This is a genomic window from Achromobacter xylosoxidans, assembly GCF_001457475.1.
Taxonomy (GTDB): Bacteria; Pseudomonadota; Gammaproteobacteria; order Burkholderiales; family Burkholderiaceae_B; genus Achromobacter; species Achromobacter xylosoxidans.
Genome location: NZ_LN831029.1, coordinates 6,615,448 through 6,632,441, shown reverse-complemented (window position 1 = coordinate 6,632,441; position 16,994 = coordinate 6,615,448). Strand labels below are relative to the sequence as shown.

At 62.1% G+C, this 16,994-nt stretch carries 13 protein-coding genes; 5 read left to right on the top strand and 8 right to left on the bottom strand.

The window, feature by feature from the left end:
• Window positions 1–5: 5 nt before the first annotated feature.
• A complete protein-coding gene (locus AT699_RS29895) occupies window positions 6–1,034 on the bottom strand; it encodes a DegT/DnrJ/EryC1/StrS family aminotransferase (protein WP_058207539.1) in 1,029 nt (342 codons plus the stop codon).
• Window positions 1,021–2,133 (bottom strand): GNAT family N-acetyltransferase, encoded by a 1,113-nt coding sequence (locus tag AT699_RS29890; RefSeq protein WP_081247831.1) that lies wholly within the window; start codon window positions 2,131–2,133, stop codon window positions 1,021–1,023. The genes AT699_RS29895 and AT699_RS29890 overlap by 14 nt, the downstream gene beginning before the upstream one ends.
• Before the next feature lie 229 nt (window positions 2,134–2,362).
• Here AT699_RS29890 and AT699_RS29885 point away from each other — a divergent pair, with 229 nt between their 5' ends.
• The 5 genes from AT699_RS29885 to AT699_RS29865 are packed head-to-tail and all read left to right on the top strand — an operon-like array spanning window position 2,363 to window position 8,522.
• Window positions 2,363–3,505, top strand: a complete 1,143-nt coding sequence (locus AT699_RS29885) for a DegT/DnrJ/EryC1/StrS family aminotransferase (protein ID WP_006389711.1) — start codon at window positions 2,363–2,365, stop codon at window positions 3,503–3,505.
• A 6-nt stretch (window positions 3,506–3,511) separates the two neighbouring features.
• On the top strand, window positions 3,512–5,149 hold the full coding sequence (locus AT699_RS29880) for a glycosyltransferase family protein (protein ID WP_006389712.1): 1,638 nt from the start codon (window positions 3,512–3,514) through the stop codon (window positions 5,147–5,149).
• Window positions 5,149–6,069, top strand: coding sequence for an NAD-dependent epimerase/dehydratase family protein (locus AT699_RS29875; protein ID WP_006389713.1), 921 nt, complete (start codon window positions 5,149–5,151; stop codon window positions 6,067–6,069). The genes AT699_RS29880 and AT699_RS29875 overlap by 1 nt, the downstream gene beginning before the upstream one ends.
• Window positions 6,070–6,097: 28 nt before the next feature.
• The gene (locus tag AT699_RS29870; protein ID WP_024070739.1) at window positions 6,098–7,369 is read left to right on the top strand and encodes a putative aminotransferase, class-II; all 1,272 of its coding nucleotides are present in this window, start codon (window positions 6,098–6,100) and stop codon (window positions 7,367–7,369) included.
• Between the two features lies 1 nt (window position 7,370).
• Window positions 7,371–8,522: a glycosyltransferase family protein gene (locus tag AT699_RS29865; RefSeq protein ID WP_058207538.1), complete on the top strand. Its 1,152-nt coding sequence runs from the start codon at window positions 7,371–7,373 to the stop codon at window positions 8,520–8,522.
• Window positions 8,523–8,602: 80 nt separating this feature from the next.
• On the opposite strand, the gene asnB is transcribed toward AT699_RS29865, so the two are convergent.
• The 6 genes from asnB to AT699_RS29835 form a co-directional block, all read right to left on the bottom strand.
• Window positions 8,603–10,498: an asparagine synthase (glutamine-hydrolyzing) gene (gene asnB / locus AT699_RS29860; protein WP_006389716.1), complete on the bottom strand. Its 1,896-nt coding sequence runs from the start codon at window positions 10,496–10,498 to the stop codon at window positions 8,603–8,605.
• A gap of 23 nt (window positions 10,499–10,521) precedes the next feature.
• Window positions 10,522–11,649 carry a glycosyltransferase gene (locus tag AT699_RS29855; protein WP_006389717.1) on the bottom strand — a complete coding sequence of 376 codons (1,128 nt, stop codon included), beginning with the start codon at window positions 11,647–11,649 and terminating at the stop codon, window positions 10,522–10,524.
• Window positions 11,646–13,550 carry a polysaccharide biosynthesis protein gene (locus tag AT699_RS29850; RefSeq protein WP_006389720.1) on the bottom strand — a complete coding sequence of 635 codons (1,905 nt, stop codon included), beginning with the start codon at window positions 13,548–13,550 and terminating at the stop codon, window positions 11,646–11,648. Before AT699_RS29850 ends, AT699_RS29855 begins: the two co-directional genes overlap by 4 nt.
• Before the next feature lie 100 nt (window positions 13,551–13,650).
• Window positions 13,651–15,015: a hypothetical protein gene (locus tag AT699_RS29845; protein WP_024070736.1), complete on the bottom strand. Its 1,365-nt coding sequence runs from the start codon at window positions 15,013–15,015 to the stop codon at window positions 13,651–13,653.
• A 31-nt stretch (window positions 15,016–15,046) separates the two neighbouring features.
• A complete protein-coding gene (locus tag AT699_RS29840; protein ID WP_024070735.1) occupies window positions 15,047–15,748 on the bottom strand; it encodes a lipid II flippase family protein in 702 nt (233 codons plus the stop codon).
• The gene (locus tag AT699_RS29835; protein ID WP_006389724.1) at window positions 15,745–16,920 is read right to left on the bottom strand and encodes a glycosyltransferase family 4 protein; all 1,176 of its coding nucleotides are present in this window, start codon (window positions 16,918–16,920) and stop codon (window positions 15,745–15,747) included. Before AT699_RS29835 ends, AT699_RS29840 begins: the two co-directional genes overlap by 4 nt.
• Between the last annotated feature and the right edge of the window lie 74 nt (window positions 16,921–16,994).

The following is a 16,994-nucleotide window of genomic DNA, read 5'->3' as shown; positions in this document are numbered from 1 at the left end:
GAAACCTAACTGTGAGAAAAAACGGCGTGCGCCGCACTCAGTACCACATCGAGATCGTCGTCCGACAAGGCAGGATACAACGGCAGGGAGATGGTTCGGTCGTACAACGCCTGCGCCATGGGAAACGTGGCCGTCGTCGGGCGGATGTGGTGCAACAGGTTGTCGACGGGGCGGCGAACCGCCACGCCGTGGCGCGCGAACGCCGTGATGGCCTGTGCCACCTCGAACCCTGCCGGCAGCTGTACCGCAAAGCGGAAATACATGCCGTGCTCGATGCGCTGCGCTGGCACGATAACGGGCGTGTCGGCCAGCCCCGCGATATACCGCTGCGCCAGCATCTGTCGCCGCTCCCAGGTCTTGCTCAGGCGTTCGAGTTGGGACAGGGCCAGGGTGGCCTGCAAGTCTGACAAAGGATAGAGGTTGAGCTTGTAGGGTGATGACGCGATGCGCTTGGCTTGCACCAGGCGTTGTGCCAATTCAGGCGTGCGCGCCATTGCCATGCCCCCCTCTCCGGCGGCCACGACTTTGGTGGCCTCGAACGAGAATACCTGGATGTCCCCCTTGAATGCGCGCACGGGCCCTAGCCATTGGGCCAAGTCTTCAATGATGGGAACGCCGTGCGTGCGCAGGGGTTCGATATCGGTCCGGATGCCCATGACGTACGGGACGATGATTGCGCGGGTTCGCGGCGTAATTGCTGCAGCGGTGGCATTGGCGTTGATCAGATAGTCGTCGGCGATGTCGACGAGCCTGGCGGTCGCTCCGAGTGACTCCACAACGCCCAGAACTTCCGCGCAGACGTAAGTCGGGAGGATCACCTCGGCGCCGGCTCCGACCTCGAGCGCGCGCAAGGCCAGCAACAGGGCCTGGCTGCCGGAACCGGTAGCCACCGCAGTACCGCCGCCGCTGGCATGCTCGAACCACTGTTCCAGCCTACGAGTCGCGGCGCCCTCGTTCAGCATGCCGGATCTAAGGACCGCGACGACGGCCTCGCAGTCCTCGTCGGTAATCCAGGGGCGGCTATGCGGGATCATGGTTCAGCTGGTCGAATGGATAGACGTAATAGAACGGGAATGCGGATGCCACCTTGGCGGCATCCGACCTGAGGGTGGCCAGTCCGGTGTCCGACGCGCAGACGACATAGGTATAAGGCCAGTCCGCCGCACCCCAGCCAGCCTTGAAATGGTGTAGCGAATGCTGGGAGTGCCAGGTACCGCCCCAGTTCCAATGACGGTAGCCGGATCTGACGGCATCCAGCATTCCCTGCATGATCAGGAACGACAGAGGCTGCCGCGATCGGTGCTCCACCTTGATAACAGGGGTTATGTACTCGATTGTGTCATTGAAGCCGGCAAGCAACATGGCGGCGGCGGGCTGCCCGTCAAGCATCGCTACCGAAAGGCGGCGCCGGCCCGGTGCGAGATGGACGCGGAATGCGTCGAAGTGTTCACGGGGCTTGGCCTTGCCGCCGACGGCGGCCATGTTCTCGACATGTACATCATGCAGGAATTGCCAGGCCCAATCTTCGTCGCTCACGATTTCTTCAAAACCCTGCTTGCATGCCTTGCGCGCCAGGTTGCGCGTTTTTTGCGCAAAGCAGAATTCCAGGTCATGCAGCAGGTTGGGGCCGTCTGGCGGTAGTGCGGTGATCTGGCCATTGCGGGGATCCAGCACGCGTGGCTGGAGCGCGTCGATATATTCCTGGCGATAGGACTCCTCGACCGGCGTCAGGATAACCGTGGCGCTGATGACGTCGGGGGTGGCAGCGATGCGATTTCCGAACGCGGCCAGTAGCGCGCGGCGCACCTGCGGGTCGGGCTGCGTATCCAGCAGGCATGCGCCATGGCTGCCGTACCAGGGCAGACTGTTGATAATGGTTCCGATTCCTGGCACGGTTTTGCTGAGATACCGGAAAGCGCCGGCAATGCGCCCGCCGCGCCGCGCGATCAGGGTTGTCGACACCCCACCACAGGCCGCCACGAGGAAGTCGAGAAATTCCTGTCCAGCGTATAGCAGGGCACTGGGAACCTGGCTGAGCCAAGCCTCGAGTTCCGTCGTATCGGCCTCGGAGGATTCGGTGACGGATATGCCGAGGTGATCGGAAATGGCAGGGGAATGGGCCGCGGGGAGCATGGGCTTATGAAAAAAGGAGTCGTCCGGGCGCCCGCGGTACGGCTTGCCTAGGCAATCAGGGTGCCAATCCCGCCGCACGGGGCTGATTGCGTGTGGCGTTTTCCACTATGGCGCCGCCAGTGCAGGGTAAAATTGTAAGTATCGCACTTTCATGCCTATACGTGTTCCGTTCGACGCTATCGCTGCGAGCCGACGCACCCTTCATTTGCCATCCGGAGTAGATAAGATAATGCAACTCGCTGCCCCCTCGTTCGACGAAAGCGAAATCGAAAGTGTGCGCCGCTGTCTCGCCAGCGGCTGGGTGACGCAAGGTCCGATGACGCGTCAATTCGAAGAGCTGCTCGCCAAGCGCCATGCTGCCCCGTACGCGCTGGCCACGACGTCTTGTACCGCCGCGTTGCACCTGGCCACGCTGGCCTTGGGACTGGGGCCGGGGGACGAGGTCATCGTGCCGGCGTTCACCTGGATCACCTCGGCCAACGCCGCGGAATACGTGGGCGCCAAGGCGGTTTTCGCGGACGTCAATCCGAACACGTTCAATCTGGATCCGGCAGCGTTTGAAGCCGCCATCACGCCGCGCACCAAGGCCGTCGTCGCAGTCCACCTGTTCGGCCTGGCCGCCGACATGGATCCCATCATGGCGATAGCCCGTAAGCACAATCTGGCGGTCATCGAAGATGCCGCATGTGCGATCGGCACCACCTACAAGGGAACGCCGATCGGCACCATCGGCGATCTGGGCTGTTTCTCGTTCCATCCCCGCAAAGTGATCACAACAGGTGAGGGCGGCGCTGTCACCATGCGGACCGAGGCCCTGGCCAAGCTGGTCAACAGTTTCCGCAACCACGGCTCCACGGGATTGCCGTCGGCGGAAATCGAGCCGCATGGCCCGTGGACGATGTCGACCTTCGACAATCTGGGATACAACCTGCGTCTGTCGGATATCCAGGCAGCGGTCGGCATTGCCCAGTTTGCGAAGCTGGAGCATCTGCTGGCCGAGCGTCGTTCGCGGGCAACGCGGTATTCCGAATTGTTGGCCTCGGTTTCCGATCTGGTACTGCCGACCGAAGCTGCCGACGTCGATGGCCATTCGTATCAGAGCTACGTGGTGCGCGTGCGTGAAGGTGGTCGTGACCGCCGCAACGCCGTAATGCGGGCCATGGATGAAAAAAGCATACAAACCCGGCCGGGTACGCATGCGGTGGTGCGCCTGGGCTATTACGCGAACAAGTACAAGCTGGACGCGACGGCGTTTCCCAACGCCATCCTGTGTGAAGACACCACGATCACGTTGCCGATCTTCCCTAATATGACCGATGCGGATCAAGCCTTGGTGGTACAAACCCTGACCGACGCGCTGCGTAGCGCCTGACCGCGCATGAAGGCTCGTGCGGGCAAGAAGCGCTCTCACGAGCCGTATTCAAGTTATGGGGAAGCTCCGGTGCAAAACGCACAGCATAAGGTAGACGACGGCGCGCGGCCGTTGCGCGTCCTGTTCATCGACAATATCGCCAATAACGCATATCTAAATGCCAAAGCCCTGCGCCGCCACGGCGTTGAGGTTGACGTGTATGTGGGAGGCTATTACCACATCATGGCATGCCCGGAATGGGAGGAGGGCGGGTTCACCAACTTTGCGGGAACGCATAACCAACCCGACTGGACTCGCACCGTTGGCTTGAATTACGTCCGCCCCGATTGGGTAATCCAGATGCGCGAGCCCTTTGGTTTGCGTTATCTGCTGGCCAAAACCGAAGGGCGCCGCTGGGCCGCGCGCTTCTGGTGGAAAGTGGGCAATCTCGACAGGGAAATCGATTGCAGCGATGGCGGCGTGGGCAAGCGGTTGCGCAGTGGCCTGGTGGGAGGATACAAGCTTGTTCGCAAGGGAGCGGCCGCCGCACGCAAACTGTACCGCCTGGGCAGGCTGTGCCTGCGGGTGGGATATCGACTGATCACCGAAGGACGCTTGCGCTCCGGGCGTAAGCCGACGATACCCGCCGCCGTCGATGCGCTGCCGATCGCCATCGAACCCATGCCGTCGGTCCCTATCGACCCGGACATGCCCAATGCTCTACGCGACATCGAGGCGACCGCACCGGCCTATCGCGAGTCCGTCAGGACATTGATGAGCCGATACGATATCGTGCAAGTCTATGGCGCCGGAGGCCGGTTGCCGCTCATCGCGGGTACGCCTTTCCTGGCATTCGAGCATGGCACGTTGCGCAGCCTGCCATTCGAGTCTTCCTATATGGGTCAGCTCACGTACCTGACCTATACCCGCGCCAGGCATGCCTTCATCACCAATGCGGATGTCCTGGGATCGGCGCAGCGACTGGAGCTGCCCAGCTACAGTTTCATTCCCCACCCCGTCAATGAAGACAGTCTGCATGAAACGCCGGAATCGCAGGCATTGCGCGCTTCGCTTTGTCGCGAGCTCGACACGGATTTCATCGTTTTTCATCCATCGCGCCAGCACTGGGAGCCGGAGGTGCGCAGTCCCAATTGGGAAAAGGGCAACGACATCTTCATTCGTGGCTTCGCGCGCTTCGTCAAGGACGTCAATCCCCGCGCGTCGGCCGTGATGGTTGATTGGGGGTTGTCGGTGCCGGCTTCGCGCGCCTTGCTCGAGGAACTGGGCGTGGCCGACCGGGTGCGGTGGATTCCACCGGTTCCCAATGCGTTGATGTGCCGCTACATCGCGGCGACGGATCTGCTGGCGGACCAGTTCTGGTTGGGGTCGTTCGGCAGCACGGCGCCGAAGGCCTGGGGCTGCGGCAAGCCGGCCATGTTCTACTTGAATGAAGACCAGCATCGCTGGTGCTTCCCCGAGTTGCCGCCCGTCCTGAATGTGCGCTCTCCTGAAGATGTATTCGAATCGCTGCGCCGCCTGCATCAGGATCCCGTGTACATGCGCGCCGTTTCGCAGGATTCGAAGCGCTGGTATCAGGCTTACCATTCAAACGAACTAATAACGCAGAAGCTCCTCGACGTGTATCGAGGCCAAGCACAGACGTGATGACCATTGCCATGAAATCTCCTGATTCCAATCCCCTTTCCGGCCGACAGCGTATCCTCCTGACCGGCGCCACGGGTTTTGTGGGCCGTCATCTTGTCCAACAGCTCGTCGCGGGACATGAGGTGCTCGCCTTGAGTCGCCGCGAAGTCCCGGAGCTCACCCGGCTCGGCGTACGTTGCGTGCTGGCTGATCTCGGAGCCAATGCCGATCTCGCTGCCGTCCTGCCGGCCAGCGGCGTGGACCGGATCATTCACCTTGCCCAATCCGACGGCTACCGGGATTTTCCGGGATCGGCGATGGACATGTTCCAGGTCAACGTCGCCAGCACGGCGGCCCTGCTGGACTATGCGGCCAAATCGGGCGTGAAAGGCTTTGTGCTGGCGTCCACCGGAAGTGTCTATGAGCCCTATGCCAAGCCGATGGACGAAGCCTCGGCGCAGGCGCCGGAAAGCCACTACGCGCGAACCAAGCTGGCTGCGGAGCTTCTGGCGCAGTCCTATTCGAAGCTGTTCAATGTGTGCGCATTGAGGCTGTTTTTCCCCTACGGCCCGCAACAGACCGGCCGTCTCGTGCCCAATCTTTTCCAACGGGTGCAGGCCGGGGAAAAAGTCTCCCTGGATGGGGACGAAGGCGGCATGGTGTTCACGCCCACGCATATCGACGATGTCACCGCCGTGCTGCGTACCGCCGCGGTCTCGGGCTGGCAAGGGGCCATCAATGTGGCAACGTCCGAGGCCCTGAGCATCAAGGATGTTGCGCAGGCGATCGGCCGAATCATCGGTCGTGAGCCGACCTTCGAGCGTACGGGCAAGGCCGGGCAATTGACGATCGTGCCACCTACCGCAGTCCTCGCGGGTCTCATGCCGGACTTCCGGTTCAGGTCGTTCGAGGACGGCGCGCGATTCTTCGGTCAGGCCTAGGCCGCGGAACAACGAGAGGAAACGCGGGATGTCCGCCTTGCTCAAACCGTTGCTCAGGACGCTGTTGGACGTGCTTGTCCTGGTGGCCGGACTGCCGTTCCTGGTGGCTGGCTATCTGCGCCATGTGTTATCCGCGCGCTCCGCCACGGAGCGCCCACGCCTGGTTTGGCAATCCACGCCGATCAAGTCGTTGTCCTATATGGCGCGTGCAATGGCTGAACGCGGCTATCTGAGCGAAACTGCGGTGACGGAGCTGTACGCGATCAACCGCAGGGAAGATTTCGACCATCTGGTGTTTCCAGCGGTCTCTCGTGGCAAGCTGGCCGACTACCTGTGCTCCGGCTGGATGGCATATCGCTTTTTCGGGCATTCGCTGTCGCGCTATGACGTGTTTTTTATGTATTTCGACGGGGGGGTGCTGCGAGATACCTTGCTTGCCCCGCTTGAACTGAAACTGTTGCGCCTGGCTGGCAAGAAAATCGTGGTCATGCCCTACGGCAGCGATGCCTTCGTCTACGATCAGATGGGCGACCCGCTTTGGCGCCATGGGTTGATGATGAGCTATCCCGCCATGGGCAACCATGCCGGCCGCGTGCAAAAGCGTATCCGCCGCATGACGCATGATGCCGATGTTGTCGTGGGCTGCCTGGTGCATTTCACCAGCCTGCCTCGATGGGACATCCTGCCCCTGACCTGCTATCCGGTCGATACGCAGCGTATCCGACCGTTCGTGGCCCCGCAGACCAGTGGCCCGATACGCATTGCGCATGCCGCCAATCATCGCGGCGTGAAAGGCACGGAGTTCCTGGTGCAGGCCGTGCAGACGCTACGCGCGGAAGGCGTGGATATCCACCTGGACCTGATCGAGCGCGTGCCAAACCACGAGGCGCTCGAACGTATCGGACGGGCCGATATCTACGTTGACCAATTGGTCATGGGATATGCGCTGGCCGCCCTGGAGGGACTGGCTCTGGGGCGCGTGGTAGTCAGCCCCGTGGACGGCTTGCCGGCGACGGACCTGTTCCGCACATACTCCTACCTGGATGAATGTCCTATCGTATCCGCCGGGCAGCGCACCATCGAGGGGGTGCTGCGTGACCTGATTGCGCGGCGCGCCGAGTGGCCGCAGATTTCGGCCCGGTCGCGAGCGTTTGTCGAGAAACGTCATTCTTTCGCGGCGAGCGCCCAGATGTTCTCGGCCATTCTGGATCGAGTGTGGTTCGGCAAGCCCGTGGATCTGATCAATTTCTACCATCCCTTGCTCGAACGGGCCAAGGACGGTGAGCAGGCGTCCTCTTGAAATGACGCCGTTCCGCGTCCTGCACTTGCCCACTTCGGTCGGCGGCAATCCCCAAGGCTTGAGCGCCGCGCTGCGCCAGGAGGGCGTGGGCAGCGACACATTGACCACGGAGCAGAATTATCTGCAGTATCCGGTCGACATTGTGGTCAATCCGGACGACGCGGGGCCACTGCGCCGAGAATGGCGGCGGTGGCGAACCCTGTGGCGCGACGTGCCGGGTTATGACGTCCTGCATTTCAATTTCGGTACCACCTTGGCAAGACCGCACGCTTGGTCGGCCAGTCCGGGCTCGAGTCTGGCCAAGCGCCTGGCGTACCCGTTGCGTGCGGCCTACCTTTGGTTGTTGCAAGGCATCGAGCTGGCCCGCGCGAAGCGCCAAGGCGTGCCCATGTTTGTGACCTATCAGGGGGACGATGCCCGGCAGGGGGACTATTCACGGGCCCATTTTCAGATCTGCATTGCCCGGCAGGTCGGCCCTGACTACTACAATGCGGCCAGCGACGCCTTCAAGCGCCGGCAGATTGGCCGTCTGGACCAATACTGCGACCGGATTTATTCCGTGAATCCGGATCTGTTGAGAGTATTGCCGGCTCGCGCGGAGTTCGTGCCTTATTCGCACATCTTCCTGGACGAATGGTTGCCGAGCTATACCCAAGGAGAGCCGAGGCCCTTGCGCATCGCCCATGCGCCGAGCAACCGGCAGGTAAAGGGCACCGATTATATCCTCGCGGCGCTGGAGAACCTGCGTGTGCGGGGCTTCGAGTTCGAGCTTATCCTTGTCGAAGGCATGAGCCATGCCCAGGCGCGCCAGGAATACGAGCGCGCCGACGTGCTGATTGATCAGTTGTTCGCCGGTTGGTACGGCGGCCTGGCCGTGGAACTGATGGCGTTGGGCAAGCCTGTGCTGTCGTATATCCGGCAGGAGGATCTGTCATTCCTGCCGCCCGATATGGCGCGCGAGCTGCCTGTGTTGCAGGTGACCGAGGCAACAGTGGAGCAGTCGCTGGAGCAGGTATTGACGATGCCGCGATCTGAGCTGGTTGCCTGGGCGCGGCGTAGCCGGGCCTATGTTGAACGGTGGCACGATCCGCATGCCATCGCTCGCAGGATCAAGTCGGACTATGAAGAGGCGCTTGCGCGCCGGCGATCCTAGGACGCCTCGACGCTCAAAGGAGCGTCGAGGCGGATCGGTCGCCAGGCTGAGCGTGCTCGCCGCCGGGTAGCTGTGCCACCCTAGTCCTTGATCTGGTTGAGTTGGACCCAGCGCTGGAAATTGATCCATCGCCAGATCTGCCAGCTGAACGGACGCCGCCCTTCGATGACCGCGTCGAAATGCTGCAACATCTGCGCGTTGTCCAGCAAGGAAGATCCCTGTCCGGGCGCCAGCCATTGCCGGACCTGTGGAGCAAGTTTGCGCAGCCACGCAAGCTCCGGTGTTTCGAAACCGATCTTGTCCCTGCGGGCCAGGATGGATGCGGGTACGATGCCCTGCATGGCGGTGCGAAAGATGTGCTTGGTTTCGCCCTGCAGCGATACGAGATAGTCCTCGGGCAGGCCCATCAGAAAATCCGCGAGATCCGGCGTCAGGAAAGGAACCCGGCTTTCGATCGAGAATCGCATGGAATTGCGGTCTCCGTGGCGCAAGAGCCAGCCCAGCCCGCGCTGCGTCAGCGATATCGCCATCTCAGCCATGGCGCGCCGGCCGCCACTGCTTCCAGGCCAGCTCGCGCGGGGATATTCCATCCGCACACCGGCGCCCCTCAGCGCGTCGATATCCAGCCAGGCCGGGCGGGGATCGCGCCCTGACAGCGCACGCAGTCGCTGGTACAGCGGGTCCCCGGCCATGACGCTGATGGCTTCCTGCAGTGTTGCCTTGAGACTGCGCCCAGGCCAGTTGCGCTGGCCCCGCAGGTGACGCAGCGCCGATGGCAGGTGGCCGCGTTCTAGCAGGCTGACCAATCGTTGAGCGGGGTAGCCGTTATAGCCGGCCAGCAGTTCGTCCGCACCCTGACCCTCCAGCATGACGGTGACATCGGCTTCCCGTGCCGCCTTGAAGACACGATATTGGGCGTAGATACTGGTGCTGCCGAAGGGTTCTCCTTGGGCCAGGATCAGGTCGTCGATATCGTTGGCCAGTTCATCCGCCGTGACGCGGATCTTGTGTGCGATGGCGTTGGATCCGACGTTGACGATGTCGACCCATTGCTCCTCGGAGCGGTCCGCAGATTGGGAGATGAAGCTGAAAGTGCGCAATGGCAAATCGGGTTCGACATGCCGCATCGCACACACGATGGCGGACGAGTCAACGCCGCCGGACAGGGCCGCGCCCAGGGTGACGTCGCTGCGCAAGTGCAGTCGGATGCTGTCCAGGAACCGGTCTCGGAGTTCCGCGGCCGCGTCGGCATAGGCCGGGGTGGGTCTACGCTCGGCGATTTCCGGAGCCCACCAGCGTTGGGGGACGTCAGCCTGGCCTGTGCGGATGGAAAGGGTAAGGGTGTGTGCCGGAGGCAGAGTGCACAGGTCTTTGACGAAACTGCGCTCTGTATGGTCGTAGTGCCCGTGGACCAGATAGTCGTAAGCAGCCTGAAAGTCCAACTCCCGAGAGGCGTGGTCCAGCGTCATGAGCGCTCGCGGCTCGGACGCGAAAGCGAGCGACTCAGAGGTGCGGCGGTAGTAAAGGGGTTTGATGCCAAAGGCATCTCTCGCCAGTGTCAGCGTCTGACTGCGCCGGTCCAGCATCGCAAACGCGAACATCCCAACGAAACGCCGCAATGCGGCGTTTCGCCATTGATACCAGGCGGCGAGTAAGACTTCGGTGTCGCTATCCGAGGAAAACTGATGGCCGAGCGCTTTCAGTTCCGCGCGCAATTCCCGGTAGTTGTAGATCTCGCCGTTGAACACGACCGTGAGGGCACCATCGTGGGTGGACATCGGTTGATGTCCGCCTGTGGATAGGTCGATGATTGACAGGCGAGTCTGTCCGAGCGCCACTTTGCCGATGGCGCCGTCGGCGAGTTCGCTACCTTGGTCGTTGGGCCCTCTGTGGCGCAATCGCACCAGGCCTCGTCCCAGCCGGTTCTCCAGATCTTCCGGTGGCGAGGCCCACCACCCGCCAAGAATTCCGCACATGGGTAGAGTTGGATCCTGAATTGTTATGGGGGCGTGATCTTGGCGTAGGCGCTGACGAGCTTGGCCTCTTCGTTTCGCCAATTGTAAGTGGTTTGAACCGCTGTACGGCATGCCGCGCGTATGCGTTCCAACTGGTCGACTGGCGTGGCCAGCATCGCGTTGATGGCTTGGGCGATCGAGGTCGTATCGAGGGGGTTGACACACCTGCCCGTACCCGACGATTCAAGGATCTCCCGCCAAAGCGGGAAGTCCGAAGCCAATACAGGAACTCCCGCGGCCATGTACTCGAACATCTTGACTGGCAGGGCATCCAGGTAGTTTGGTATAGGATGCAGGAGCACCAAGCCAAGCTGAGCTTCCGACAACGCCTGTCGAATGCCGGGCCGATCCAATACCCCGCGATAGTCGACCTTGCTCCAGGCGGGCATCGCGCGTAGCGAGGTGTGGAACGCTTCGCTTTCCATGGGGCCGGCCAGAATGAGTCGGGCATCCGCATGTTCCAGTGCCTGGACCATTTCCACCGCGCCACGGATCCGGGCGATGCCACCGATGTAGCAGATCGTCCGGTCCACGCGTGGGGCCAACCCGGTCGTTTCCTGGGTCGCAGGGCCGTCCAGCTCGCCAGGGATGGGGTAATTGTTGACGTCGATGCTGTTGGCGCCTTGCGCCGCATAGCGCTGTGCGATATGCGGCGTCGCGCATATGACCACGGCGCAACGACGTGCAACGAAATTCTCGAATCGTTCGAAAGGCCAGGCGATGGCCTGGCGGATCCAAGGCCGGATCCAAGGCTTGCTGAGAATCTGCCGGGGGACGTCTTCGTGCGCGTCGTAGATTATGGTGCGCCCCATGCACTTGAGCATCAGTGCGATGGGTAACAGCTCCGGATCATGGATATGAATGATCTGGGCATCCGTTTTTCGTACCCGGTTCCAGACTGTCCAGGTCTTCCCGAGCATTCGGCTGACGCGGCCGGTCGGTGGCCCGACGTCGAAAATCGAAACTCCGTCGCGCTGCCCATCGCCGCCGCCATCCGCGACATACAGATCAACCTGATACCCCTGGCGAGCCAGGCTGCGGCATTCCTTGTGGAATATCCGGACGTCGAAACGTGGATGGGCAGTGGTGAGATGCGCGATCCGTACCGTCATTGTGCCAAGGTAAGGGATTGATGACAGGGCTCACCGGCCGCCTGTGGAGTGTATTCGGCGACGAGTGCTGCGATAGCTTCGACCATCTGGTTGCGGTCGTAGGTACTCAGAGTCTGTTCAAGCTTGGCAAGTCCCGCCGTCAAGATTTCATGAGGCAGATCATTTTCCCGGGCCTGCATGATGCGCGGGTGTTGCGTGGATTTGACGTCACCGCCAATCAGTAGCTCTTCATAGAGTTTCTCGCCAGGTCGCAGGCCGACTACACGGAGTTCAATGTCACCGTCCGGATCGGACGCGTCGCGTATGGTCAAGCCGCACAGTCGGATCATGCGCTCCGCCAAGTCTCGAATGCGGACAGGCTCCCCCATGTCCAGGACAAACACCGAACCGGAAGCGCCCATCGCGCCGGCCTGCAGCACGAGCTGCGCCGCTTCAGGAATGGTCATGAAGTAACGTGTGATGTCCGAGTGCGTCAGCGTTACGGGGCCGCCAGCCAAAATCTGACGATGGAACAACGGCACGACGCTGCCGGAACTTCCCAGTACGTTGCCAAATCGCACTATGGAGAACCGGGTGACCGCCTGTTGTTGCGACAGGGATTGCAGGATCAGTTCAGCGAGGCGTTTGCTGGCGCCCATGATATTGGTGGGACGGACTGCCTTGTCCGTCGAGATCAATACGAAATCGCTGACGTTGGCGGCGATCGCGGCTCGCGCCAGGGACTGCGTACCCAACGCGTTGGTTGCCACACCCTCCGCAATATTCTGCTCCACCATCGGCACGTGCTTGTAGGCTGCGGCATGATAGATCGTCTGGATGGAGTACTGCTGGATGCGGTTCAGCGTGTGAGCGTGATCACGTACTGAACCGAGCGTCGCGATGAGTTCGATCGGCCGGTTTCCGATGAGTTGGATAAGCTCCTGCTCGATAGCGTACAGGGCGGGTTCGGACATCTCGAATAGCACCAGGCGCTTCGGTTCGAGCGCGACGATCTGGCGGCACAGTTCCGAGCCGATGGATCCGCCGGCACCGGTCACTAGAACGTTGCGACCGCTCACGCAGCGGCCCAGTAACTCAGGTATCGGGGCGACGGGGTCTCTGCCCAGCAGATCTTCTACCTGGACGTCGCGTAGTCGGAGTCCGTTGGAATCGACCAGTTCACGCAGGCTCGGCACCAGCCGAATGCGCAGCCGGTACTGTTCCGCGGACTCGACAATCTGGCGCAGCCGTGCCCGGCCCGCGGTGGGCATGGCGATGAGCAACTGACGCACAGAGTACCGCTCCACCAGCTTGGGCAGGTGCTGTGGAGGGTGTATCCGCAGACCCGATACCATCAGGCCGTGCTTGCGCCGGTCGTCGTCCAGCATGGCGATCGGCTTGTAATGGGGGCCCGCGCGCAGGGCGGTGGCCAATTGGGAGCCCGCACCGCCCGCGCCATAGATCACAACCGGTATGCGCAGATCGCTGACGTCTTTGGCGTCGGTGAACAGCACCCGGCGGCCAATCCAGCGTGAAGCGACCAGTCCGGCGATCGCCAGGGATCCGTAGATGACAAGTACGGCGCGCGACAGCCCGATCAACTGCAGGAAGGTGTTGGCGGCCGTGACCACCATGACCGATACCGCCACGCCTGCGGTGATCCCGAGGATCACCCGCTCGTTCATGTAGCGCAGGATGTAGTTGTAGACCCGAAACCCCGCCATGGCGAGAATGCCGCCCGCACAGGCGGCGAGAGACAGCGCCGCGTACGAGGTATTAAGGAAGAAAAGCTCGAAACGCAACCACAGCGCGAGGTAAAACGAAATCAGGAGAATTGTTGCGTCAAGCACCACGGCCAGCGCCTGCTTGGCCGGACGAGGCAAATTTACAAAAAGACGCCGGATGGCAAGGGGAAGGATCATGAGAGGGCGTCGATGAGGCGTATGTCTTTTATATGTATGGCGGATTTTACAGGCCTTGGCGCGTAACTAGATTTATTGTGTCAAACCGAGGGCCAAGCCGTCAGTGCTGGTCGACAGCGCGCTGGGATATCGCCGGGCGCTTTGTGGGCAAAGTGGCCGCCAGCACACCCAGGAATATCCAGAATGGCTGGAAATAGACCATGGAACTGGGGGCGAGACCGGCGATGCCGGCGACCAGCAAGCTGATCCGGCCTCGCCAGTCCAGCCGCCACATCAGCCAGCCCAGCAACAGGAACCAGCCCAGCCCGACATGAAAGAACATTTCCAGCCAGAAGAAATGAGGCGACGCCCACGGCGCCTTGTTGCCGGGCCAGATAAGGTTCAATTGTCCGGCGCCCAGGCCGGTGAGCCATTGCCACCAGGGCATTGCCCGCCATTCCGCCACCATGTCCATGGTGAGCCTGGCGCGGAAGGCGGAGGATTCATCTCCATCCTGCGCCTTGATGCTGACGTTCGCAGTCGGCGCAGGCGGTGGTGCATGGTGGGTCTCGGGCAGCGGCACCGGTGCGACATGAGTGCCGGCGCCCGGCGGGGGCGCCATCGTCGGGGCCAGGGGCTGGGTTTGTCCTATGCCGGAGGCAGGCGCCGGTGGCGTCTCCGTCATGGCGGGCTGCGCCGCCATGACGGGGGGAGCAACATGGGTTGGCGGGATTCCGCCGGGGGACGGGACGGCAGGCGGGGCCGTCGCCTGGATGGTTGGCAGGGAAACCAGATGCAGGGGTTCGCTCTGCAGCGGGAGCGCGGCCAGCGTCGCCAGCACACAGGTGGCCAGGAATTTCAGGCGTTCCCGCAGCCGGTCGCCGTCCACGAGCCACACCAGGTACATGATGCCCAGCACCAGGGCGGCGGCCATGTCTGCCCGTCGATTGAGCAACAGTGCGTAGAACCAGCACGCGCCGAACAGCAGTAACGAAAGGCGTCGGCGACAGAGCAACCAGATGAGGTTGGCGAATACCAGCGCGGTGGCCATGTCGTTGATGTTGTTCCATACGCCGCCGGTCAGCAGGTAGCGCGGCCGGAACCGCTGCGCTTCGGTCCAGGTGTCGAAGGCGGGAAAGTAGGCGGTGATGAACCAGTAAGCCAACAGCCCGGGGAACAGGAACAGAAACGGTTTGGGTCGGCGTGCGATCGTTTCGCCCAGTATGGCGGAAGCCGCGCCAATCAGGAGGTAGATGGTGTATCGGGTGTAGCGGTCGTCCGCCACGACCCAAAGGGATTGCAGTGCCAGGAGAAGCACGAGAATGAGCACCGGCAGCTTCAGGCGGGTATTCCACGCCACAATGCGCCAGGATGGAGCGATGGCCAGGGCCACGACGAAAAACGCCAACCCCCAATGGAATGGGCGCAGGGGATAGGGCACATAGATCGACGAGCCGGCCAGGCACAACGCGAAGGCGGCCAGCATGAGCCGATCGGCCAGGCGAGTTGTCCTGGTGTCAGCCGAGCGCATTGCCCAGGCTCCAGAACAGCGTTGGCGCCAGGATGCCGACTGCCAGCAGGCGGCCCGTCAGCATGGCCTGTACCGCATGGTAGACGTCGTGGGTGGGATGGTCGTCCACTATCGTGGCGATGCGGGGCTCGAGCACGAACGTGAGCAGCACGGTGGCGAATCCGTTCACGATGCCGGAGAGTTGCGAAATGGTGCTGCGGTAGTCGTGAAACACCAGGGCAAAGTAGTACGACACGAGCACGCCAACCGCATAGCAAAGGAACACTGCCGCCGCCAGTACGATGATGCGCGCGCGAGGGAACCTGGAGGGCGTTTCCAGCTGCTTGCGCACGTCGGCGGTGCGCAGCTTCGGTTTGGCGCTGCGCCGCTGGATGAAATTCGCCAGCAGGGTGATCCAGTGGAAACGGATGAAGAATGCGAGCAGCGAGAGTACCGTGGCGCCGGCCAGCGCGCCCAGTCCCATCATCTGGTAGGTGACAACCGGGATCTGCTTGTCGATCAGGAATCCCAGCAGGGGCATCAGCGCCAGATAGAAGAAGCGCGTGATCGTGGTCGTGGCGTTCTGAACGGCGTACCCCGTGACCGGCTTGCCCGCGAGCCGGCCGGCGATGCGGGCGTAATAGCTGAGGTACTCGAGCAGGTGAATGGTCGAGAAACTCAGGATGACGAGGGCGATCAGCAGCGTCATGACGCGCCGTGCGCCGTGGGGCCGTGGTGGATGCGCAAGGTTTCCCGGTAGGCCAACTGCATCAGGTCGAGGCTGTGATCCCAGCTGTAGCGGTCGCGCACGCGTTCGCGGCCGGCCGCGCCCATCCGGGCGCGCAGCGGCGCATCCAGGACCAGGGTTTCGAGCTTGCGGGCGGCGGCATCGGCATCTTCGATCGGCACGACGAAGCCCGTCACGCCATCGAGCACGACCTCGGCGGGGCCATCCGCATCGGACACGACGACGGGTAGCCCGCTCGAGCAGGCTTCCAGGATTGCCACCCCAAAACTGTCGCGGCGGCTCAACGCCACATAGATGTCCAGCTGGCCCAGCGCGGATGGTACGTCGGCATGCGGAATCTGCCCCTTGAGTTCGACGCAATCCGTGAGCCCGAGGCTTTCGGCCATCGATGCAAGCATGTGGAACTGGCTGCCGCCGCCATAGATCCGCAGCATCAGCCGATCAGCCAGATCGGGGTGCGTCATGGCAAGCCGGACCTTGAGCTTTGCGAACGCCTGGATCAAGGTGTCGATCCCATAAATCGCCTCCAGTGTCTTCACCGTGCCGATGACAATGTGGTCTGACGGATTCCTTACAAGCCTGGGTGTGAATTGGTGCTCGTCGATGCCGAAGGGCGTGACAAAAATGGGGGTGCTGGACAACTCACGCATTTTAATCGCCATGGCGTGGCTGGTCGCACCGAGCGCCGTTGCGCGGTCCAGGGTCTTGCCCAGTGCGGCATGGTGCCAGCGGCTCTTGTTCGGGAAGTCGTAGATATCGCTGCCCCAGGCCGACAGCAGGTTCGGCAGGAAGCCCGACAGTCGCGCCAGCAGGCCGTAGCCGGTCGCGTAGTGAGTGTTGAGCAGGTCGGGCTTGATCCGGGAGAGCAGTTGACGCAGCTTGAAAACAGCCAGGAAGTATCCCCAGGGGGAGCCACAGGGCAATTTGTATTGATGGACTGCTGCCGCGATGTCCGAGGAAGGATCGTCAAGCGACAGCAGATGCACGTCGTAGCCGCGTTCGCTCAGGCCATTGGCCCATCGTACGGTATGTATGCTTCGCGTCGCGCCCAGAAGCGCGACTCTCAGTGATGATGCGGTGCCGGTCTGGAATGCGGAATCTGCCGCTGACGAGGGTTCGGAATGGGTAGTCAATCTGATGCCGGATTTTTTATATATTGAGTCAGACGGCAGTCTAGCAACAGCCTAACACAGCCGATATTTCGGTC

Bases quoted from the DNA above. Each gene is read 5' to 3' on its own strand.
- AT699_RS29895 (WP_058207539.1), bottom strand. From the start codon at position 1,034: ATGATCCCGCATAGCCGCCCCTGGATTACCGACGAGGACTGCGAGGCC.
- AT699_RS29890 (WP_081247831.1), bottom strand. From the start codon at position 2,133: ATGCTCCCCGCGGCCCATTCCCCTGCCATTTCCGATCACCTCGGCATA.
- AT699_RS29885 (WP_006389711.1), top strand. From the start codon at position 2,363: ATGCAACTCGCTGCCCCCTCGTTCGACGAAAGCGAAATCGAAAGTGTG.
- AT699_RS29880 (WP_006389712.1), top strand. From the start codon at position 3,512: ATGAAGGCTCGTGCGGGCAAGAAGCGCTCTCACGAGCCGTATTCAAGT.
- AT699_RS29875 (WP_006389713.1), top strand. From the start codon at position 5,149: ATGACCATTGCCATGAAATCTCCTGATTCCAATCCCCTTTCCGGCCGA.
- AT699_RS29870 (WP_024070739.1), top strand. From the start codon at position 6,098: ATGTCCGCCTTGCTCAAACCGTTGCTCAGGACGCTGTTGGACGTGCTT.
- AT699_RS29865 (WP_058207538.1), top strand. From the start codon at position 7,371: ATGACGCCGTTCCGCGTCCTGCACTTGCCCACTTCGGTCGGCGGCAAT.
- asnB (WP_006389716.1), bottom strand. From the start codon at position 10,498: ATGTGCGGAATTCTTGGCGGGTGGTGGGCCTCGCCACCGGAAGATCTG.
- AT699_RS29855 (WP_006389717.1), bottom strand. From the start codon at position 11,649: ATGACGGTACGGATCGCGCATCTCACCACTGCCCATCCACGTTTCGAC.
- AT699_RS29850 (WP_006389720.1), bottom strand. From the start codon at position 13,550: ATGATCCTTCCCCTTGCCATCCGGCGTCTTTTTGTAAATTTGCCTCGT.
- AT699_RS29845 (WP_024070736.1), bottom strand. From the start codon at position 15,015: ATGCTGGCCGCCTTCGCGTTGTGCCTGGCCGGCTCGTCGATCTATGTG.
- AT699_RS29840 (WP_024070735.1), bottom strand. From the start codon at position 15,748: ATGACGCTGCTGATCGCCCTCGTCATCCTGAGTTTCTCGACCATTCAC.